The 21,756-nt window shown below is 74.6% G+C and carries 11 protein-coding genes; 6 read left to right on the top strand and 5 right to left on the bottom strand.

Annotated elements, in window-relative coordinates:
- Nucleotides 1-61: 61 nt before the first annotated feature.
- The 5 genes from ACZ4W9_RS06340 (at nt 62) to fxsT (ending at nt 9,539) form a co-directional block, all read left to right on the top strand.
- The gene (locus tag ACZ4W9_RS06340; protein WP_467933572.1) at nt 62-1,066 is read left to right on the top strand and encodes an AAA family ATPase; all 1,005 of its coding nucleotides are present in this window, start codon (nt 62-64) and stop codon (nt 1,064-1,066) included.
- Nucleotides 1,067-1,073: 7 nt separating this feature from the next.
- Nucleotides 1,074-4,772 (top strand): SAV_2336 N-terminal domain-related protein, encoded by a 3,699-nt coding sequence (locus ACZ4W9_RS06335; protein WP_467933571.1) that lies wholly within the window; start codon nt 1,074-1,076, stop codon nt 4,770-4,772.
- A 91-nt stretch (nt 4,773-4,863) separates the two neighbouring features.
- Nucleotides 4,864-5,139 carry a hypothetical protein gene (locus ACZ4W9_RS06330; protein WP_467933569.1) on the top strand — a complete coding sequence of 92 codons (276 nt, stop codon included), beginning with the start codon at nt 4,864-4,866 and terminating at the stop codon, nt 5,137-5,139.
- Nucleotides 5,136-6,452 carry an aKG-HExxH-type peptide beta-hydroxylase gene (locus ACZ4W9_RS06325; protein WP_467933568.1) on the top strand — a complete coding sequence of 439 codons (1,317 nt, stop codon included), beginning with the start codon at nt 5,136-5,138 and terminating at the stop codon, nt 6,450-6,452. The genes ACZ4W9_RS06330 and ACZ4W9_RS06325 overlap by 4 nt, the downstream gene beginning before the upstream one ends.
- An 81-nt stretch (nt 6,453-6,533) precedes the next feature.
- Nucleotides 6,534-9,539, top strand: a complete 3,006-nt coding sequence (gene fxsT, locus ACZ4W9_RS06320) for an FxSxx-COOH system tetratricopeptide repeat protein (protein ID WP_467933567.1) — start codon at nt 6,534-6,536, stop codon at nt 9,537-9,539.
- A 55-nt stretch (nt 9,540-9,594) separates the two neighbouring features.
- On the opposite strand, the gene ACZ4W9_RS06315 is transcribed toward fxsT, so the two are convergent.
- The 4 genes from ACZ4W9_RS06315 to ACZ4W9_RS06300 form a co-directional block, all read right to left on the bottom strand.
- The gene (locus ACZ4W9_RS06315; RefSeq protein WP_467933565.1) at nt 9,595-13,446 is read right to left on the bottom strand and encodes a multifunctional oxoglutarate decarboxylase/oxoglutarate dehydrogenase thiamine pyrophosphate-binding subunit/dihydrolipoyllysine-residue succinyltransferase subunit; all 3,852 of its coding nucleotides are present in this window, start codon (nt 13,444-13,446) and stop codon (nt 9,595-9,597) included.
- Between the two features lie 300 nt (nt 13,447-13,746).
- The gene (locus ACZ4W9_RS06310) at nt 13,747-14,871 is read right to left on the bottom strand and encodes a sensor histidine kinase (RefSeq protein WP_467933564.1); all 1,125 of its coding nucleotides are present in this window, start codon (nt 14,869-14,871) and stop codon (nt 13,747-13,749) included.
- Entirely contained in the window at nt 14,868-15,608 is a 741-nt protein-coding gene (locus tag ACZ4W9_RS06305) for a response regulator transcription factor (protein WP_030789897.1), read from the bottom strand. The genes ACZ4W9_RS06310 and ACZ4W9_RS06305 overlap by 4 nt, the downstream gene beginning before the upstream one ends.
- 112 nt (nt 15,609-15,720) lie before the next feature.
- Complete coding sequence (locus tag ACZ4W9_RS06300; RefSeq protein ID WP_467933563.1) at nt 15,721-16,398, bottom strand: spermine/spermidine synthase domain-containing protein; 678 nt, start codon at nt 16,396-16,398, stop codon at nt 15,721-15,723.
- Between the two features lie 335 nt (nt 16,399-16,733).
- Here ACZ4W9_RS06300 and lon point away from each other — a divergent pair, with 335 nt between their 5' ends.
- Nucleotides 16,734-19,163, top strand: a complete 2,430-nt coding sequence (gene lon, locus ACZ4W9_RS06295) for an endopeptidase La (RefSeq protein ID WP_467933562.1) — start codon at nt 16,734-16,736, stop codon at nt 19,161-19,163.
- A gap of 85 nt (nt 19,164-19,248) precedes the next feature.
- Here the strand turns inward: lon and ACZ4W9_RS06290 are convergent, their stop codons facing one another.
- Nucleotides 19,249-21,597, bottom strand: a complete 2,349-nt coding sequence (locus ACZ4W9_RS06290) for a SpoIIE family protein phosphatase (protein ID WP_467933560.1) — start codon at nt 21,595-21,597, stop codon at nt 19,249-19,251.
- Nucleotides 21,598-21,756 lie beyond the last annotated feature (159 nt).

Genomic DNA, 21,756 nt, shown 5'->3' with positions numbered 1-21,756 from the left:
AGCCTCGTACGTCGAACGGCCGGGCCCGCTGCATGATCACCCAAGCCGGGAGGAGCCCAAGGTGAACGACTGGCGGATCTACCGCGGAGTGGGTCAGCCGCACGACGGCATGCGGCGGTTGCCGGCGCCGCCGCCCTGGCGCGACTTCGCCGCCTCCCGGGACGGCACGGCGAGCGGCCCGGACGACCCCAGCAGCGCCCGCAGGCTCGGGGTGCGCCGCCGGCTCGTCGAGAACTACGCGCCCCGCCCGGCCGAGGTCGACGCGGTCAACGCGGCCCTCTATCTGCGCCGGCCCCTGCTGGTGACCGGCAACCCGGGCACGGGCAAGTCGACCCTGGCCTACGCGATCGCCCACGAACTGGGCCTCGGCAAGGTGCTGCGCTGGCCCATCGTCAGCCGTACCAGCCTCCAGGACGGGCTGTACCGGTACGACGCGATAGCCCGGCTCCAGGACGTCCAGCTGGAGCGCGCCCGTGGCGGCGACACGGCCTCCGGCATCGGCTCCTACATCCGGCTCGGCCCCCTCGGTACCGCCCTGCTGCCCGCCGGGGAGCCCCGGGTGCTGCTCATCGACGAACTCGACAAGAGCGACCTCGACTTGCCCAACGACCTGCTGAACACCCTGGAGGAGGGCGAGTTCTCGATCCCCGAGCTGGAGCGGCTGGCCGACCGGGAACCCGTGGTGGAGGTGCTCACCCACGACGGCGACCGGGTGGCCGTGCACGGCGGGCGCATCGCGTGCACCGCGTTCCCGGTGATCGTGCTGACCTCCAACGGCGAACGCGACTTCCCCGCCCCGCTGCTGCGCCGCTGCGTCCAGCTGGAGCTCGACCCGCCCGGCGAGGAGCAGCTCACCGCCATGGTCGAGGCACACCTCGGCGCGGACGGCGCGGGCGCCGGCGCGGACCTGATCCGCAGGTTCCTGGAGCGCGAACCGGGCGAGGTGCTCGCCGCCGACCAACTCCTCAACGCCCTGTTCCTCACCCAGCACGATCCGCACGCGCAGGGCCTCAGCCGGGAGCGGATCGCCGAGATGCTGATGCAACCGCTCGACCGTACGAGGTGAGGGGCGGATGCCGGGGATGCGTCTGGACGAGCTGATCGGCAAGCTGCGCCAGGGCGGTCTCCAGCCGACCGCCGAGGACCTCGCCGACGCGCTGTGGCTGGCCCGGCGGCTGGGCACGGCCGCATCCCCCGACGCCGCCGGCCCGCCCGGAGCGGACGGGACGGGCCCGGTCACCGGCGGCGCCCCCGGACCGGAGCGGCCGGCCGCGCCGCCCGGCGCCGGCGGGGAGCCGGGGCGGGGCGCCACGGCCGCGCCCCCGGCGGACCCGCCCGCGCCCGCCGTGCCGCTGCGCACCCCGGCCCCCGCCGTCCCGCCCGGCCGGACCGGCGGCACCGACGACGGCGGAGCCGCCACCACCTTCCCGGTCCGCGCCCCCGCCGCCGGCGCCCTGCCCGGACTGCTCGGCCTGCAGAAGGCACTGCGTGCCCTCGGCCGCTACCGCACGGCCCCCGTGCCCGGCCGGGACGAGCGGATCGACGAGACGGCCACCGCCGAGCGGGCCGCCGCCAGCGGCATCCTGCTCCCGGTCACCCGGCCCGGCCGGCACCGGCGCTGCGAGGTCCAGCTGCTCATGGACACCGGCCCCGCCATGGCCGTCTGGGGCGAGATGGTCGAGGAACTGCGCCAGGCCTGCCAGCAGTCCGGAGCGTTCGCCTCCGTCCGCGTCCACCAGCTCTACGCCGACGAATCCGGCACCCCCCTCGTCGGTACGACCGCCGGTCCCGGCCGGCGCACCCGGCTGCGCCCCGCCGAGGAACTGCACGACCCCAGCGGGCGCCGGCTCACCTTCGTCATCAGCGACTGCGTCGGCCCGCTGTGGCAGAGCGGCACCGCGCAACGCCTGCTGCACCGCTGGCCGCGCACCGCCCCGCTGGCCGTGGTCCAGCCGCTGCCGCCCCGGCTGTGGGGCCGTACCGCGCTGCCCGCCGAACCCGGACTGCTGGTGCGCACCGGGGAGACCGGCGGACGCCTGGACTTCCTGCCCGAGGACGAGCCGTGGGAGGAGGTCCCGCCCGGCGCCCGGCCCGTGCCCGTGCTCCAGCCCACCCCGGAGGCGTTCGAGGCCTTCGCCCGGCTGCTCGCGGGCACCGGACCCACCCGTGAGCCCGCCTGGGCCGGCTTCGCCCACCCCGCCGCCGCACCCGCCGGCCACGTCGAAGCGCCGCCCCCGCGCGGCGACGACGAGCTGCTGCGCGCCTTCCGCGCCGGCGCCTCGCCCGGCGCCCTCCGGCTGGCCGTCTACCTCGCCGCCGCGCCCCTCACGCTGCCCGTCATGCGGCTGGTCCAGCGGGCCATGCTGCCGGACACCGGGCCCATGGAGCTGGCGGAGGTGCTGCTCAGCGGACTGCTGCGGCAGGTGCCCGGCACCGAGGACCAGCCGTGCTTCGCCTACTCGCCCCGGATGCAGGACCTGCTGCTGTCCTCCCTCGACCAGGACACCGCCGGACTCGTCCTCAAGCACTGCTCGGCCTATGTGGAGCGGCACTTCGGCAAGGGCACCCGCAACTTCGCCGCCCTGGCCGCGGCCCGGCTCGCCGACCACGCCCCCACGGCCGGACAGCCGCCCGAGGACGACGGAACGCCGTACGGCGACGGGGTGGAGGCCGAGCTGTTCGCCCGGATCCCCGCCCGCGTCCTGCGCTTCTACCTGCCCGACCTGGTCACGCCCGACCCGCTGGCCGAGGCCGAGCGGCTGCTCGTGCGGTGGCGGCAGCTCGCCGACCCGGAGCTGCTGCGCCGGGCCGGTGAACAGGCCCGCGCCGCGACGGCGGGCGCCGCCCCGGCCGGCGGGTCCGGCCGCACGGCCCGGGCCCTGCTGGTCCTCGGCCGGGTGCTGCGCGCGGAGGCCGGTACGGCGGGCGCGCGGGCTCAGGGGCGGCGCGCCGGACTGCTGCGGGAGGCCGTGGCCGAACTCGCCGCCGCGTACGGCGCCGCCCGCGCCGACAGCCGGGAGCGGGCCGAGACGGCGCTCGAACTGGCCGGCGGCCGTAGGGAGCTGTGGCGCCTGACGGCGGAACCGGACCACCTGACGGAAGCGCTGCGCGTCCTCGACCCCGGCACCCCGCCCTGGCCCCGCGTCACCGCACGGGCCCGCGCCTGGCGGGCCGGCGTCGAGGGGGAGCGGGGCCCGGGTGAGGACCTGCCCGGGCCGGGCGGCCACGGCACCGGGAACACCGCGGAGACCACCGCGACCGCGAACGCCGGCACCGCCCCTCCGCGTCCGGGCACCGCCCCTCCGCCTCCGGACTCCGCCCCTCCGCCTCCGGACTCCGGCCCCGGTCCGTATCCGGACGCCGACCTCGGCCCACGCCCGGACGCCGACCTCGGCCCGCGCCCGGACGTCGGCCCCGGTCCGCGCCCGGACGTCGACCTCGGCCCGCGCCCGGACGTCGACCTCGGCCCACGTCCGGACGTCGACCTCGGTCCGCGCCCGCACGGTGCGCCATGGCCCGCCGACGGTGACGACGGCGTGCCCACGGCCTCCGGCACCCGTACCGGCCCGCCCCCCGTGCCTCCCGGCAGCCACGCAAGTCCGTCCGCGCCCACCACCGCCCCCCACGCCGCGCCCCCGCCGTCCCCCGGTGCCGTCGGCGGCCCTGTCCGGGAAGTCACCGTGGGGCAGGTGCCGGACGTGCCCTGGGAGGTGCACACCCATCGCGCCCGGGTCCTCCTGCGCGGGCGGTTGCTGCTCGACCTGCGGCGACCCGGTGACGCCGTGCCCGAACTGCGCGAAGCGTGCGCGGCGCCGGCGGGGCAGCGGGCTTCGGGGGCCGTACGGGTGCCCGTGCTGCTCGACCTCGCGCGGGCCCTGCGCGGGGCCGGGGCCGAGGACGCCGAGACCCGGCGGACGCTGCGCGAGGCGCTCCAGGCCGCCGGGGACGACCCCGCCCTGCTGCTGCCCGCCCTGGCCGCGCTCGCCGGCTTCCACGACGCGGCGGGCGAGTTCGCGGAGGCCGACGCGGCCTACGAGCGGGCCGCGCCGCTCGCCCCCGCCGACGGCCCCCCGCGCGTCCGGCTGCTCACCGCCTGGGGCGAATCGCTGCTGCGGCGGGCCGCCGCGGACGACGGCGCCGCCGTGGTGGACCGGGCCGAGTACGTGCTGCGCGAGGCGCTGACCGCGCTGCCCGCCCGGTCCGCGCGCCGCGGCCGGCTCCAGGGCCTGGTGGGCAGCGCGCTCGCCCAGCGCTTCCGCCACCTCGGCTTCCTGCCCGACCTGTTCGAAAGCCGCCATCTGCTCGGCCAGGCGGTGCGCGCGACGACCGACGCCGCCGTGCGGGCCGAGGCGTGGCTCCAGTTGGGCCGGGTGCGGCTGGAGGGCTGGTACCGCGCGGGCGCGCCGCTGCTGACGGAGGCGCTCCAGGCGTACGAGAACGCCGAGCGGGAAGCGTGCGCGGCCCACGGCGGCGACCCCGGTTCGGTGACGGCCGCCCGCGCCCTGCACGGCCGTGGCGCGGTGCTGGCGCTGATGGACCGCCCCGGCGCGGCCCGCGAGGCGTTCGGCGCGGCCCGGGAGCAGTGGCAGCGGCTCCTCGGGGCGCTGCGCGAAGCCGACTGGGCCGATGCCGAGCTGACCCGGCGGGCCGAACGGGAACCGCCGCCCCCGCACGCCCGGTCGCTGCCGGAGCGGGTCTGGCGGGAGACGGCCCCGCCCTGGTGGCCGTGGTCCGAGGACTGGCCGGACGCGGGCGCGCGTGACCGGAGTTGAGCCGTCCGGGGTTTCCGGTTCCGGCCGGTAGGGAAGAAGTGGGCAGCCACTGCGGCCGTGCGGGGCGGGCGTGGGCAGGGAGGAGCCGAGGGTGGGGGAGTTCAGCACACGGGGGGCCGGCCTCGGCGTGGACGCCGAAGGCGTCGCGTTCCCGCCCGACCTCACCGACGTCGACCTGCCGACACTGCGTGCCATGGACGATCCGGCGGTGCTCGCCGCGGTCGCCGGGGTGCTCGCCGACCCGGAGGGGCTGCGCCGGGTCTGGTACACCACCCAGAGTGACGACGGCCTTGTGACGGGCCGGCCGGGGCATGCGTTTTCGGCCTCTCCCGCGCCGCCCTTACGCGGCGAGGACACCGTGGCATGACCCGGGGAGCCGTGGGACCCGTCGGGGACATACGGCCGGCCGCCCCGGCCCCCGGCCCGCTCTCGCCGGGGATCCTCGCCGCCCTCGCCCGCACCCGGCCGCTGCCCGCCGCCACCTCGGCCCTGCACACCGCCCTGCACGCCCGGCGATTGCTGCTGCTGAAGTCCCTGCTGGTCCGGGCCGAGGCCACGGGCCCCGCCCTGCCGCCGGCGGCGCGGCGCCGCTTCGAGGACGACTGGGCGCTGCTGGAACGGGCCGAGCGCGCCGGCCCGGCGGCCGTCCGCGCCGTACTGGACTACCCGACGACCGGCGCCTGGCTGGCCGCCGTACTCGCCGCGCCCGACGGCCCCGCCTTCGCGGAGGGTCTCGCCGGCCTCGGCGCGGTGGCCGTCGCCGCCGCGCTGCGCGCCCACTGCCCGTTCACCACGACCCGGGACCTGCCGGCCGGCACCCTCGCCCTGCCCGGCACCGGGCTGCTGCGCGGCGCCCCGGGCCGGGTCCGGCTGTCCGGCCGGGCCGGGACGCTGCGGGTCGCCGACGGCGACGGCCGCGCCCTGCTGCTGCCCGGGGCCGCCGGTGCCGGCACCCGGTGGACCGCCGACGGCGCCCTCGCCTGGTCGGCGCTGCTCACCCTGCCCGGCGGCGACGCCGTACTCGACGACGTCGACCCCCACCGGGTGCCCGCCGGCGGCATCGGGCCCACGGCGCTGCCCGCCGCCGAGCGTCCCCGCTCCGACCACGCCGCCTGGGCCGCCCGGTGGCGCGGCGCGCGGGCCCTGCTGGCCGCCACCCATCCGGCCCGCGCCACGGAGACCGCGGCGCTGGTACGGGCCGTCGTCCCGCTGGTGCCGCCCGCCGGCGCCGGACCGTCGCTGAGCGCCACCGTGCGGACCGCGCCCGGCGCCGTCCTGGCCCAGCTCCCCGCCGACCGGCGGGAGCTGGCCGAGCTGCTGGTGCACGAGACGCACCACACCAAGCTGGCCGTGCTGGACGAGCTGGTCCCGCTGTGGCGGCCCGGCCGCAGCCTGCACCGGGTCGGCTGGCGGCAGGACCCGCGCCCGGTCCCCGGCGTGCTCCAGGGCGCCTACGCCCACCTCGCGCTCCTCGACCTGTGGGGGCGGGCCCGCACCGGATGCGCCCGGGCCTGGCGGCGGCGCGCCGCCGAGCGGTTCGAGGCCTGCCGGGAACAGGTCGCCGAGGCCTTGTCCGTGCTGGCCGATTCCGATGAACTGACCCCGCAGGGAAGGGAGTTCGTCCGGCAGATGGGCAGTCACCACGCACGCCTGGGGGTGCGGGCCCACCCGCCCGGGTGACGCTCCGTAGGGTCATTATTGCGTTACGTTATGTATGCGTCCGCCCGACGACCGGCGGCCGCGGTGGAACAGGGAGCGGCGATGGCGGAACAGCGGCGGCCGGGCGCGAGCGGCGCGGCGGCGGCACCCGAGCACGTGCTCGTGGTCTTCCCGGGGTACTACCGCTCGTGGGCGGCGTGGATCGCGCAGTGCCTGGAACGGCACGGCCACCGGGCCACCCTCCAGCGCTGGGACCCGCCGCGCGAGGTGGCCTTGGAGGACTCGCTCGGCGACCTGCTGCTGGCCCGGGGAAAGGTGCTGCTGGTCCTCAACGACTGGTTCTTCGAGCTGGGCCCGCGCCCGCCCGGCGAGTGGAACGACGCGCTGCGCGGCTTCGTCGCCGCGCACGCCGACCGGTTCGCCGCGGTCAACCTCACCAACCGGCCGCTGCTGCCCGCCACCGCCGTCCTCGAACCGGCCAGCCTGTGGTCGCTGAGCGAGGCCGCCGCCGAGGAACGCCTGCTGCGCCGGCTCGGCCTGGAACCGCTCGCCCGCCCCCGCGCCCTGCCGGGCCGGATCCGCTACCCCGACGAGCGCTGCGAGATCTGGGGCGAGGTGCCCCGCCGCAACCCGCGCTTCACCGGCCGCGACGACCTGCTGGGCGAACTCCACCAGCGGCTCGCCGACGCCGAGCGCGGAGCCGCCGCCTGCACCCTCGTCGGCATGTCCGGCATCGGCAAGACCCAGCTGGCCGCCGAGTACGCCCACCGCTTCAGCACCGACTACGACCTGGTGTGGTGGGTCAACAGCGACGACCGCACCATCCAGCGCGACCGCCTCGGCGAACTCGCCGTCGACCTCGGCCTGCGCATCGGCAGCGAGCCCGGCGAACGCATCCGCGCGGTCCGCAACGCCCTGCGGCGCGGCGAGCCGTACGCCAACTGGCTGCTGATCTTCGACGGCTGGGACGACACCGACGGCATCGCCTCGCTGCTCCCGCAGGGCACCGGGCACGTCCTGATCACCTCCCGCAACCGGGGCTGGAGCGAGCACACCGACGTGCTGGAGATCCCGTCCTTCCTGCGCCCCGAGTCCACCGCCTACCTCCTGCGCCGCGCCCCGCACATCACCGCCCGCGAGGCCGACGAGGTGGCCGCCGAGTTCGGCGACGTGCCGCTGCCGCTGGTGCAGGCCGCCTCCTGGCTCGGCGAGTCCCGCATGGAGGCCGCCGAATACCTGCGGATGGTGCGCGAACGCCGGCTGTCCACCGTCGACGAGCCCGTCGCCCGGGACGGCTTCCCGCAGTCCTCCCTCACCTCCTGGGCCATCCTGCTCAACCGGCTGCGCCGTTCCCAGCCGCAGGCCATCGAGGTCCTCGGCCTGTGCACCGCCTTCGCCCCCGGACGCATCCCGCTCGGCCTGATCCGCGCCTACCCGCGCGCCGAACTGCCCGGCGAACTGCGCTGGATGGCCACCGACCTGCCCGCCTGGACCCGGGCCCTGGACACCCTGGTGAACTACTCGGTGCTCACCCGGGAGACCCGCGGACCGCTCACCGCCGACGCCGGCCCGCACCAGGAGTCGGTGCACATGCACCGCCTGGTCCACGACATCGTCTCCAAACTGACCGGGGACAACGGCGGCGACCTGCACCGGCGGGCGGTGCGCACCCTGCTCGCCGAGGCCGACCCGGGCAACCCCGCCGACAGCCGCAACTGGCCCCGCTACGCCGAACTGCTGCCCCACCTCCAGCCCTCCGGCGCCCTCGCGAGCGGCCAGCCGCGCGTGCAGGAACTGGTGCTGAACTGCCTGCGCTACTGCACCCGCAGCGGCGAGTACGGCAGCGGCCTGGAACTGGCCCGGCAGGTGCGCGAGCACTGGTCCCGGTTCATGGACCCGATCGACCAGCCGATGCTCGACCTGGCCACCCAGGAGGGCAACATGCTGCGCAACAGCGGCCGGTTCCGCGAGCTGTACGAACTGCACCGGGGCGTGCTCCGGCAACTGCGGGCCGCGCCCCGGCGCAACGAGATCGGCGAGCTGGTCAGCAAGAGCGCCCTCGCCTCCGGCCTGCGCGCCCTCGGCCGCTACCAGGAGGCGTACGACCTCCAGCGCGAGGTGCTGGAGGGCAACGAACGGCTCCTCGGCCGGGACGAGCCCCCCACCCTGGTCGCCCGGCACAACCTCGGCGTCACCCTGCGCATGCTGGGCCGGTACACCGAGGCGCTCGACCTCGACCTGGAGACCCTGGCCCGGAGCGAGACCGTGCTGCGCGCCCGGCACATCAACACCCTGCACTCGGGCAACGCCGTCACCCACAGCCTGCGCCTGCTCGGCCGCTACCGGGAGGCACTGGCCCGCCAGGAACCCGTCGTACGGCTCCACGTCCAGGTGCTCGGTCCGCAGCACCCGCAGACCCTGGAGTCCCGCGCCCAGCTCGTCATGTGCCGGCGCCGCGAGGGCGGACACGCGCCGGACGTCGGCCCGACCATGGCCGGCCTGCTGGACCAGCTGGTCCAGCTGAACGGCCGCGAGCACTACCGCACCCTGGCGTTCCTCACCAACTACGGCAACTACCTGCGCGAGCACGGCGATCTCAGCCAGGCCCGCGACCTCATCGACGAGGCGGAGGCCGGCTGCCGCTCGCTGCTCGGCCCGGCGCACCCCGTGGCCACCGGCATGCTGACCAACACCGGGCTGGTGATGCAGGCCGCCGGCGAGCGGGCCGAGGCGCTGTCCATGTTCGAGTCCGCGCTCGCCGGACTGGGCGCCACGCTCGGCCCGGACCACCCGTGGGTGCTGGGCTGCGCCCTCAACGCGGCCGGCGGACGCAACTTCTGCGGCCGGATCGAGGACGCGGTGGAACTGAGCCGCGACACCCTGCGCCGGTCCCGCCACGCGCTCGGCCACGAACACCCGCTGACCCTGTCCTGCCAGGTGGCGCTCGCCGCGGACCTCCGGGCGGCGAACGAACAGGACGAGGCGGGCAAGCTGGAGGAGGACGCCCTCCTCTCCCTCACCCGCACCCTGGGCGCACAGCACCCGCACACCCTCTCGGCGAGGCAGCGGGCCAGGCCGTACTGGGACTTCGAGGCGTACCTCGGCTGACGCGAAAGGGCCCGGCACCGAGCGCGAACTCGGTACCGGGCCCTTTTCGGGAGGCCTACGCCTCGAACACCTCACGCACGAGCTGCTCCTGCTCGGCCTGGTGCCGCTTCGCGGAGCCCACCGCGGGCGACGAGGAGTGCGGACGCGAGATGCGCCGCAGCCGCTCACCGGCCGGGATGTCCGCGCCGACCGCCAGGTCCAGGTGGTCGATCAGGTTGAGCGCGATGAACGGCCACGCACCCTGGTTCGCCGGCTCCTCCTGCGCCCAGAGGTACTTCTCGGCGTTCGGGTACTTGTTGACCTCCGCCTGGAGCTCGTCACCCGGCAGCGGGTACAGCCGCTCGATGCGGATGATCGCCGTGTCCGTGACGCCCCGCTTCTGCCGCTCGGCCTCCAGGTCGTAGTAGACCTTGCCGGCGCAGAAGACGACCCTGCGGACCGCGGCCGGGTCGACCGTGGCGTCGCCGATGACCGGGCGGAACTGGCCGTTCGTGAACTCCTCCGCCTTCGACGCGGCGGCCTTCAGGCGCAGCATCGACTTCGGGGTGAAGACGACCAGCGGCTTGTGGTGCGGGTTGTGCACCTGCCACCGCAGGAGGTGGAAGTAGTTCGACGGCGAGGTCGGCATGGCGACCGTCATGTTGTTCTGCGCGCACAGCTGGAGGAACCGCTCGGGGCGCGCGGAGGAGTGGTCCGGGCCCTGGCCCTCGTAGCCGTGCGGGAGCAGCAGGACGACGCCGGAGGTCTGGCTCCACTTCTGCTCCGCCGACGAGATGAACTCGTCGACGACCGTCTGGGCGCCGTTGACGAAGTCGCCGAACTGGGCCTCCCACATCACCAGCGCGTCCGGGCGGGCCAGCGAGTAGCCGTACTCGAAGCCCATCGCCGCGTACTCGGACAGCAGCGAGTTGTAGACGTTCAGCCGCGCCTGGTCCTCGGAGAGGTACTGCAGCGGGGTGTACTCCTCGCCGGTCTCCCGGTCGATCAGCACCGCGTGGCGCTGGCCGAAGGTGCCGCGCTGGGAGTCCTGGCCGGCCAGCCGGACCGGGGTGCCGTCCAGCAGCAGGGAGCCGATGGCGAGGGTCTCGCCCATGCCCCAGTCGATCGTGCCGTCCTCCACCATCGCCGCGCGGCGCTGGAGCTGCGGCAGCAGCCGCGGGTGGACGGTGATGGTGTCGGGGATGTTGACCTGGGACTCGGCGATCCGCTTGAGGACCTCCGAGGAGATCGCGGTCGGCACCGCGACCGGGAAGCCGTCCTGGGGCGCCCGGACGTCGCCGGCGGCCGGCTGCGAGGTGGCCTCGCGGACCTCGGTGAAGACCTTCTCCAGCTGACCCTGGTAGTCCTGGAGCGCCTGCTCGGCCTCTTCCAGGGTGATGTCGCCGCGACCGATCAGCGACTCGGTGTACAGCTTGCGCACCGAGCGCTTCTTGTCGATCAGGTCGTACATCAGCGGCTGGGTGAAGGCCGGGTTGTCCGACTCGTTGTGACCGCGGCGGCGGTAGCAGATGAGGTCGATCACCACGTCCTTGTTGAACGCCTGGCGGAACTCGAAGGCGAGCCGCGCCACGCGCACGACGGCCTCGGGGTCGTCGCCGTTGACGTGGAAGATCGGGGCCTCGATCATGCGGGCCACGTCCGTCGCGTACATGGAGGAACGCGAGGACTCGGGGGCCGCGGTGAAGCCGACCTGGTTGTTGATGACGATGTGGACCGTGCCGCCGGTGCGGTAGCCGCGCAGCTGCGACATGTTCAGGGTCTCGGCCACCACGCCCTGGCCCGCGAAGGCCGCGTCGCCGTGGATCGCCACCGGCAGCACCGTGAAGTCCGTGCCGCCCTTGTTGATGATGTCCTGCTTGGCGCGGGCGACACCCTCCAGGACCGGGTCGACGGCCTCCAGGTGGGAGGGGTTGGCGACCAGCGAGACCTTGATCTGCTCGCCGTCCAGGCCGGTGAAGGTGCCCTCGGCGCCCAGGTGGTACTTCACGTCGCCGGAGCCGTGCATCGACTTCGGGTCGAGGTTGCCCTCGAACTCGCGGAAGATCTGCGCGTACGACTTGCCGACGATGTTGGCGAGGACGTTCAGCCGGCCGCGGTGGGCCATGCCGATGACGACCTCGTCCAGGCGGGACTCGGCGGCGGAGTCGATCACCGCGTCGAGCAGCGGGATGACGGATTCGCCGCCCTCCAGCGAGAACCGCTTCTGACCGACGTACTTGGTCTGCAGGAAGGTTTCGAACGCCTCGGCGGCGTTCAGCCGGCGCAGGATGCGCAGCTGCTCCTCGCGCTCCATCTTGGAGTGCGGGCGCTCCACCCGGTCCTGGATCCACTTGCGCTGCTTGGGGTCCTGGATGTGCATGAACTCGATGCCGGTGGTGCGGCAGTACGAGTCGCGGAGCACGCCGAGGATGTCGCGCAGCTTCATCATCGACTTGCCGGCGAAGCCGCCGACGGCGAACTCGCGCTCCAGGTCCCACAGGGTGAGGCCGTGCTCGACGATGTCCAGGTCGGGGTGCTTGCGCTGCTTGTACTCCAGCGGGTCGGTGTCGGCCATGACGTGGCCGCGGACCCGGTAGGAGTGGATCAGCTCGAAGACGCGGGCGGCCTTGGTGACGTCGTCGTCGTGGCTGGCGTCGATGTCCTTGAGCCAGCGGACCGGCTCGTAGGGGATGCGCAGCGCCTCGAAGACGTCGTCGTAGAAGCCGTTCTCGCCGAGCAGCAGGTTGGCGACCTGGCGCAGGAACTCGCCGGAGGCGGCGCCCTGGATGACCCGGTGGTCGTAGGTCGACGTGAGCGTCATGACCTTGGAGACGCCGAGCTTGTTCAGGGTGTCCTGGCTGGTGCCCTGGAACTCCGCCGGGTAGTCCATGGAGCCGACGCCCATGATCACGGACTGGCCGGGCATCAGACGCGGCACGGAGTGGACGGTGCCGAGGCCGCCCGGGTTGGTCAGGGAGACCGTGACGCCGGAGAAGTCGTCCATCGTCAGCTTGCCGTCGCGGGCGCGGCGGACGATGTCCTCGTAGGCCTGCCAGAACTCGAAGAAGTTCAGCGTCTCGGCCTTCTTGATGGCGGCCACGACGAGCTGGCGGTCACCGTTCGGCTTGACCAGGTCGATGGCCAGGCCGAGGTTGACGTGCGCCGGCTTGATCAGGGTCGGCTTGCCGTCCTTGACGCCGTACGCCCAGTTCATCGACGGCATGGCCTTGATGGCCTGCACCATCGCGTACCCGATGATGTGCGTGAAGGAGATCTTCCCGCCGCGGGCGCGCTTGAGGTGGTTGTTGATGACGATCCGGTTGTCGAACAGGAGCTTCACCGGGACGGCGCGGACCGAGGTGGCGGTCGGCATCTCCAGCGAGGCGTCCATGTTCTTCGCCACGGCGGCGGACGGGCCGCGCAGCGTGACCAGCTCGGGACCCTCCGGGGCCTCCTTCGCCGAAGACCGCGCGGCGCCAGCCGCTCCAGTGGAGCCGGTGCTTGCACCGGGCTTCGGCTGAGCGGGCGCCTGTGCGGGTTGCGCCGGCTTGGCCGGGGCGGCCTTCGCCGCGGGCGCCTGAGCGGGGGCCGCGGGTGCCTGGGCGGGTGCCTGAGCGGGGGCCGCGGCGGGCTTCGGGGCCGGGGCGGCGGCCTGGGGGGCCGGGGCCGCGGGTGCCTGCGGGGCCGGGGTGGTCTCTGCGGCCCCCGTGGCCGCAGCACCCGCCGGGGCCGGGGTGGCAGGAGCACCCGGCTTGTAGTCGGCGAAGAAGTCCCACCAGGCGCGGTCTACGGAATTCGGGTCCTGGAGGTACTGCTGATAGATCTCGTCGACGAGCCATTCGTTCGCACCGAACGCGGCGGCGGGGTTCTTCCCGGCTTGGTCGTCGGTGGAGATGCTCGATGAGTTACTGGGGGACTGTGGCGACACGGCGGCAACCGCCCTCTTCCGCTTCACAAGGTGATGGACAGCGGGAATAAAGGCTACGCCTCCCTGGCCGGGAAGGTCAGGTCGGGCATGGTCATCGTCGCGTAAGTCACATCGGAAATCTTGTTTCGGGGCTTGATATGGCGGGAAACAAGCGTGGTTCCGCGCAGGAGAGGGTGCGGCGGCGCGGCCCGGCGCGCCGTTGTCCGACGGGTGCCCCGGGCCTGCGCTGATCACACGTGTCGAGCCGGGCGAACGCGCGACGACCGGTGTGGATCTTGGTCTTCCGGTTCGGACCTTACGTCAACTCGCCGGGGAAGTCAGTCCCGGAAGAGTGACGATGATCCGGCAGCCACGCTCGGATTCGGCCACGCCGATCCGGCCGCCGTGCAGATCCACCGCCCACCGGGCGATGGCCAGCCCGAGCCCGGTTCCGCCGTCGCTGCCCGGGCCGTGCGGCCGGGTGGCGGCACCCCGGTTGAACCGCTCGAAGACCCGGTGCCACTCGGAGCGGGGGATGCCGGGGCCCTCGTCCAGGACCTCCAGCACCAGCGACTCCGGCTGCGGCCCGCGCCGCGCCCGTACGGTGACCCGGCCGTGCGGGGGGCTGTGCTTGACCGCGTTGTCGATCAGGTTGGCGACGACCTGGTGGATGCGCTCGGGGTCCGCGTGCGCGGTCAGCTCCGGCGGCGAGACGTCCAGGTGCAGATGGACGTCCGTGCGGGTGTGGCTGCCCGAGCCGGAGGCGATGCCCGCGCGCGCGGAGGCGACCATGTTGGCCTCCTTCAGCACGCCCGACAGGTACGGCCACACCTCGAACCGCCGGGCCTTCAGCGGCACCACGCCGTTGTCCAGCCGGGACAGGTCCAGCAGGGTCTCCACCAGGCGGCCGAGCCGCTCGGTCTGCTTCAGGGCCGTCCGCATGGTCTCCGGGTCGGCCTCGGTGACCCCGTCGACGATGTTCTCCAGCACCGCGCGCAGCCCGGCGATCGGGGTGCGCAGCTCGTGCGAGACGTTCGCCACCAGCTCCTTGCGCTGGTTGTCCTGGGCCTCCAGCTCGTCGGCCATGACGTTGATCGTCTGGGCCAGGTCGCCGAGTTCGTCCCGGCGGTTCTCCCGCACCCGGCGCGTGTAGTCGCCGTGCGATATGGAGCGGGCCACCGTGTTCATCTCGTCCAGCGGCATGGTCAGCGAGTGCGCCACGAACTGGGTGATGAGCAGGGTGGCGATCATCGAGAAGACCGTGATGAAGCGCAGCTCCGTCTTGGTGTGCACCGCGACGATCGACAGTCCGGTGGTGATCAGCACCGCGATGACGACCAGCGCGCCCAGCTTGGTCTTGATCGAGAACGGGCGTACGCCGCCCCAGGGGTCCTCGCCGAGGATCCCGGGGCTCCTCCGTGCGGCCTGGCGCCCGCTGTCGCTCACGGGGCCGGTGTCTCCAGCGCGTAGCCCACGCCGTGCACGGTCCGGATGCGCTCGGCGCCGATCTTGCGGCGCAGCGCCTTGATGTGGCTGTCGACCGTGCGGGTGCCGGAGGCGTCCGCCCAGTCCCACACCTCGGCCAGCAGCTGCTCCCGGGAGAGCACCGCGCGCGGGGTGTTCGCCAGGCACACCAGCAGGTCGAACTCGGTGGGCGTCAGGTGGACGTCCTCGGACTTCACCCGCACCCGGCGCTGCGCGTGGTCGATCTCCAGTTCGCCGAGGCGCAGGATGCCGGTGCGGGGCGTGGCGGCGGCCAGCGCGGCCCGCTCCACCCGGCGCAGCAGCACGTGCACCCGGGCCGCCAGTTCCCGCATGGAGAACGGCTTGGTCATGTAGTCGTCGGCACCCACGCCGAGCCCGACCAGCATGTCCGTCTCGTCGTCGCGCGCGGTGAGCATCAGCACCGGCACCGGCCGCTGCGCCTGCACCCGCCGGCACACCTCGAGGCCGTCGAAGCCGGGCAGCATGATGTCCAGGATCAGCAGGTCGGGCTGCCAGGCCTCGGCCGTGTCGACGGCGGCCGGTCCGTCGGCCGCCGTTTGCACCAGAAACCCCTCGGCGCGGAGCCGGGCCGCGATGGCGTCGACGATCGTGGGGTCGTCCTCGACGACCAGCACCCGGCGCTGTGCGCCCGGGGTGGTCGTCGCCGCGCCGCTCTGGGAGGTGTGTGTCTGCTCCATCGCCCGCCCCTGTTGTTGCTTTCCGGAATCCGTGGGGTGATCCCATGTCTGCGTTCGACGCTTGAATGATCGGCGTCAGGGCAGCACATTACGGGGACTCACCGCGCTGTCGCTATCCAGGTCGGACGGCGAGGTGGACGACGTCGGGAACGCCCCGGGCAACCGGCACCTCTTCGGTACGCACCTGCTGGAACCCGGCATTCCGCAAGGTTCCTTCAAATTCCGGAGAGGGTTCGGCGGACCATACCGCGAGTACTCCGCCGGGCCTCAACAGCCGTGCGCAGGCGGCGAGTCCGGCCGGCGAATAGAGGCTGTCGTTGTCCTCGGTGACGGTCCAGCCGGGGCCGTTGTCGATGTCGAGACACAGCGCGTCGAACGTGTCCGATGTCTCATTGACGTAGGTCACGAGATCCGCTCGCACGATCGCGGTGCGCGGGTCGGCGAGCGCGCCGGCGGAGATCTCGGACAGCGGGCCGTCCCGGTGCCAGTCGATGACGGCGGGCTCCCGCTCCACGACGGTGATCCGCCCCCACGCCGGGTCGGCCGCGGCGTGTGCGAGCGAGAAGCCCACGCCCAGCCCGCCGATCAGCACCGCCGGGGCGGGGCGCCCGTCCAGCGCGTCCCGCGCGGCGTCGACCAGCAGCCGTTCCGAGCGGCCGTCGGAGGTGTCCATCAGGAAGCAGCCGTTGGCGATGATCTGCAGGTGCACACCGTGCCTGCGCAGCACCACCTCGCCGTACGGGCCTTCGCGCCGATCCAGGATCACGGGAGTGTCGTACAGGGCAGTCATGCCCCCCATCCTGCTCGAACAGGGCCGGGCGGTCACGGGATTTGTGCGGGACGTCCACGGACGAGTGGCCCCCGGGCGGGGAGCGCGGATGCCCGGCGGGTGGGAGAGCGCCGCGCGCCGCCCCGCGCCCGCCGCCGGCGTGGACGGCGGCGCGCCGGCGGCGGGGCGCGGGCCCCGGCGGCAGGCGCGCCACCCCGCGGGACCCGGAGAACTCCCGCGACCCCCCACTCCCTTGGCCGTACGTGATCGCTCACAGCGAACAAGGCCCCGGGAACAATCGGCGGCGCCAGAACATTGAGTCGGCATAGCTCAAGTTGACTGCCTAAGGGGAGATCATGGCTGCTGAGTCACCGGCGTTCACGCTGACCCTGCCCGTGCTGCCGCTCGACGACGAGGTCGTGCTGCCCGGGATGGTGGTTCCGCTGGACCTGAGCGACGCCGAGGTACGGGCCGCGGTGGAGGCCGCGCAGGCCGCCGCCCGTTCCGAACCCGGAAAGCCCAAGGTGCTGCTGGTGCCGCGCATCGACGGCACGTACGCCAGGACCGGCGTCCTCGGCACGGTCGAGCAGGTCGGCCGGCTGGCCGACGGTGACCCCGGCGCCCTGATCCGCGGCCGCAGCCGGGTCCGCATCGGCGCCGGCACCACCGGGCCGGGCGCCGCGCTCTGGGTGGAGGGCGCCCGCGTCGAGGAGAGTGTCCCGGAGCCGCTGCCCGGCCAGGTCGCCGAGCTGGTCAAGGAGTACAAGGCGCTCGCCACCAGCTGGCTGCGCAAGCGCGGCGCCTGGCAGGTCGTGGACCGCGTCCAGGCCATCGACGACGTGTCCGCGCTCGCCGACAACTCCGGCTACTCGCCCTTCCTGACCACCGAGCAGAAGGTCGAACTGCTGGAGACCGCCGACCCGGTGGCCCGCCTCCGCCTCGCCACCCAGCAACTGCGCGACCACCTCGCCGAGCAGGAGGTGGCCGAGACCATCGCCAAGGACGTCCAGGAAGGCGTCGACAAGCAGCAGCGCGAGTTCCTGCTGCGCCGTCAGCTGGAGGCCGTCCGCAAGGAGCTGCGCGAGCTGAACGGCGAGCAGGAGGGCGAGGAGTCCGACGACTACCGCGCCCGCGTGGAGGCCGCCGACCTGCCGGAGAAGGTCCGCGAGGCCGCCCTGAAGGAGGTCGACAAGCTGGAGCGCGCCTCCGACCAGTCGCCCGAGGGCTCCTGGATCCGCACCTGGCTGGACACCGTCCTGGAGATGCCGTGGAACGAGCGGACCGATGACAGCGCTTCCGCGTACGACATCCGGGGCGCCAAGGCCGTGCTGGACGCCGAACACGCGGGCCTGGAGGACGTCAAGGAGCGCATCACCGAGTACCTGGCCGTGCGCAAGCGGCGCACCGACCGGGGCCTTGGCGTCATCGGCGGGCGGCGCGGCGGTGCCGTCCTCGCCCTGGTGGGCCCGCCCGGCGTCGGCAAGACCAGCCTCGGGGAGTCCGTCGCGCACGCCATGGGCCGCAAGTTCGTCCGGGTCGCCCTCGGCGGCGTCCGCGACGAGGCCGAGATCCGCGGCCACCGCCGCACGTACGTCGGCGCGCTGCCCGGCCGGATCGTGCGCGCCATCAAGGAGGCCGGGTCGATGAACCCGGTGGTCCTGCTGGACGAGATCGACAAGGTCGGCTCCGACTTCCGGGGCGACCCGGCCGCCGCCCTGCTCGAAGTCCTCGACCCGGCGCAGAACCACACCTTCCGCGACCACTACCTGGAGGTCGAGCTGGACCTCTCCGACGTGGTCTTCCTCGCCACCGCCAACGTCCTGGAAGCCATCCCGGAGGCCCTCGCCGACCGCATGGAGATCGTCCGCCTGGACGGCTACACCGAGGACGAGAAGGTCGTCATCGCCCGTGACCACCTGCTCCCGCGCCAGCTGGAGCGCACGGGCCTGGACCGGGACGAGGTCACCCTGGAGGAGAGCGCCCTGCGCAAGCTGGCCGGGGAGTACACCCGCGAGGCGGGCGTGCGCACCCTGGAGCGCTCGATCGCGCGCCTGCTCCGCAAGGTCGCCGCCCAGCACGAACTGGGCGAGCGGGAGCTGCCGTTCACCGTCACCGACGGCGATCTGCGCGACCTGATCGGCCGTCCGCACCACGTGCCCGAGTCCGCCCAGGACCCGGCCGAGCGCCGTACGGCCGTGCCCGGCGTGGCGACCGGTCTCGCGGTCACCGGCGCGGGCGGCGACGTGCTCTACGTGGAGGCGTCCCTGGCCGACCCGGAGACGGGCGCGGCGGGGCTCACCCTCACCGGCCAGCTGGGCGACGTGATGAAGGAGTCGGCGCAGATCGCGCTGAGCTTCCTGCGCAGCCACGGCGCCGAGCTGGAGCTGCCGGTGGCCGACCTGAAGGACCGGGGCGTGCACATCCACTTCCCGGCGGGCGCGGTGCCCAAGGACGGCCCGAGCGCGGGCATCACGATGACCACGGCCCTCGCCTCGCTGCTCTCCGGCCGCCTGGTCCGCACCGACGTCGCCATGACCGGCGAGGTCTCGCTGACCGGCCGCGTCCTGCCCATCGGCGGGGTGAAGCAGAAGCTGCTCGCCGCCCACCGCGCCGGGGTGACCACCGTGATCATCCCCAAGCGCAACGAGCCCGACCTGGACGACGTCCCGGCCGAGGTGCTGGACAAGCTCGACGTCCACACCGTCACGGACGTCCGCCAGGTCCTGGAACTGGCGCTCGCGCCGGCCGTGAACGGCGCGGAGCCGGCGGTTCCCGTGGCGGCGTGACGGACGCCGCGGGAAAGGCGGGGCCCGGGTTCCGTGAGGGAGGCCCGGGCCCCGGCCGTGCCCGCGTCCGGCGTCCGGCGTCCGCTCAGAGCACGGCCGGGGACTGCTCCGCCCACACCGTCTTGCCGGTCCGCTCGTGCCGGGTGCCCCAGCGCTCGGCGAGCTGGGCGACCAGCAGCAGGCCCCGGCCGCCCTCGTCGAAGATCCGGGCCCGGCGCATGTGCGGGGTGCTGCCGCCGGCGTCGTACACCTCGCAGATCAGGCCGGTGCCCGGGCGGAGCAGCCGCAGCCGGATGGGCGGGCGGCCGTAGCGGATGGCGTTGGTGACCAGCTCGCTGGCGATCAGCTCGGTGGTGAACACGGCGTCCGCCAGGCCCCAGGCGGACAGCTGCTCGTCCACGTACCGGCGGACCCGGGAGACGACGGTCGGCTCGTTGTCCAGTTCCCAGCAGGCCACCCGGTCCCCGTGCAGGGCCCGGGTGCGGGCCAGCAGCAGGGCGATGTCGTCCTCGGAGCGGTGGTCGAGCAGCTCGGTGAGGACCCGGTCGCACACCGAGTCCAGCGGGGACGCGGGGCCTTCGGCCGCCCTCTCCAGCGCCCGGCCGAGGGCGTGGTCGCGGGCCCCGGACGGCCCGTTCGCGCAGAGCGCGAGGAGGCTGCCCTCGGGCAGTTCCGTCTCGACCGTCTCGAAGGGCGGCCCGCCCATGCCCAGCGGCGGACCGGCGGGCACGTCGAGGAAGCGGACGGTGCCGTCCGGGGTCGCCACGGCGGGCGGCGGATGCCCGGCCCGGGCCGCCGCGCACCGGCGGGAGACGGGGTCGTAGACGGCGTACAGGCAGGTGGTGCCGATGCCGCCGGCGGTCTCGGCGGCCGGGTCCGCGCTGCCCTCGTCGGCGGCCAGCCGCAGCACCAGGTCGTCCAGGTGGGTGAGCAGCTCGTCGGGGGGCAGGTCCACGTCGGCCAGGGTGCGCACCGCCGTGCGCAGCCGGCCCACGGCGGCGGAGACGCGGATGCCGTGGCCGGCCACGTCGCCCACGACGAGCGCCACCCGCGCCCCCGACAGCGGGATCACGTCGAACCAGTCGCCGCCCGGACCGGCCCCGGTCGCGGCCGGCAGACAGCGGGTGGCGATCTCCAGGGCGGCCTGAACGGGCGGCGGGTGCGGGAGCAGGCCGTGCCGCAGCGGCGCCGGAGCGCGGGGCGGGGCCTCGGCGCGGGCCCGCTCGACGCAGACGGCGGCCTTGGCGGCGAACTCCTCGGCGAGCCGCACGTCCTCCGGACCGAAGGGCTCCCGCCCGGGGGTGCGGCCGAACAGGGCCACGCCGAGCGGGCCGCCCCCGGTGAGCAGCGGCACCGCCAGCAGGAACCGCGTCCCGGACGCGCGCAGCCACCCGGCGCACGGGTCCAGCGCCGCCCACTCGGCGATGCCCGGTTCCGCCGTGTCGTACAGCAGCGGACGGGCCGTCGCCAGGCACCGGGCGGGCGGCGAGCCGGCCGGGCAGACGACCGCCTCGCCGACGCAGGTGCCCCGGGCCGGCCCGCCGCCCGGGTCCGCGCGCAGGGCGGCCCGGCGCAGCACGACCTGGCCCGGCGGCGGCCCGCCGGCCCCGGAGCGCGGATGGTCCAGCAGGTCGACCGTCATGGCGTCGGCCAGCCGCGGGACGGTGGCCTTGCCCAGTTCCTGGGCGGCGAGGACCTGGTCCGCCGCCCGGACGCGGGCGCCGGGCTCGCCCGCCGGGCGCCGCCGGCCGGCGCCGCCGGGGTCCGGTGGCGGCAGGGACAGGCAAACCGCCCGTACCCGGCCGTCGGCGTCCTTCAGCGGGGTCAGGGCGACGGCCTGGGCGAGGTCCGGACCGAGCCGGCCGCGCGCCTCCTGCGGCCGGCCGGTCTCCAGCGCGGCCCGCATGGACCGCTCGGCCTCCTCGCTCGCGGCGCCGGGCACGATGTGGCCCAGGCGCAGCCCGCGCATCGCGGCCTCGGGCAGGGCGAGGGCGTCCTCCAGCCGGCGGTTGGCCCGCAGCAGGCGCAGGTCGGGGCCGAAGAGAGCCAGTGGAAAGGGGGACTGGAGAAAGGTCCACTCCTCCAGGGGATCGCCCCGGGGCGGCTGCGGCCGGGCCGTCACCGCGCTCACCACGAGCCAGTCGGTGCGCCCGGTGCCGGAGGTCCGGCGGTGGGCGATGACGTCCAGCTCCAGGCGCCGGCCGTCCTGGTGACGCAGCGGGACGGTGCCGTGCCAGCGGCCCTGCCCGGCCAGCGTGCGGCGGGTGGCGGCCGGGTCGGTGACCGGGTCGGTGGCGAGCAGTGCGGCGGCGGGCCGGCCGATCACCGCCGGGGAGTCGTAGCCGAGCAGCCGTCGCGCGCCGTCGCTCCAGCCGGTCAGGATGCCCCGCTCATCGATGGTGGCCGTGGCCGTGTACGTCGACTGTCGCTCCATCGCCGCTCATCTCGCCCTTGCTCGGCAGGCTCTCCTGACCAGCATGATCCCGGACGGGGCGGAGCACCAACGCAGGGCGGCGGCGGGTGGGGACGGCCCACGTCCGCTCCCCGTGCGCGCCGGACGCGCACGGGGTGTGCGCCGGAGCCGCCCCGCCCC

Source organism: Streptomyces sp. NPDC029296, assembly GCF_055569255.1.
The sequence above is the reverse complement of the archived record's forward strand: the minus strand, read 5'-3'. Positions and strand labels throughout refer to the sequence as shown.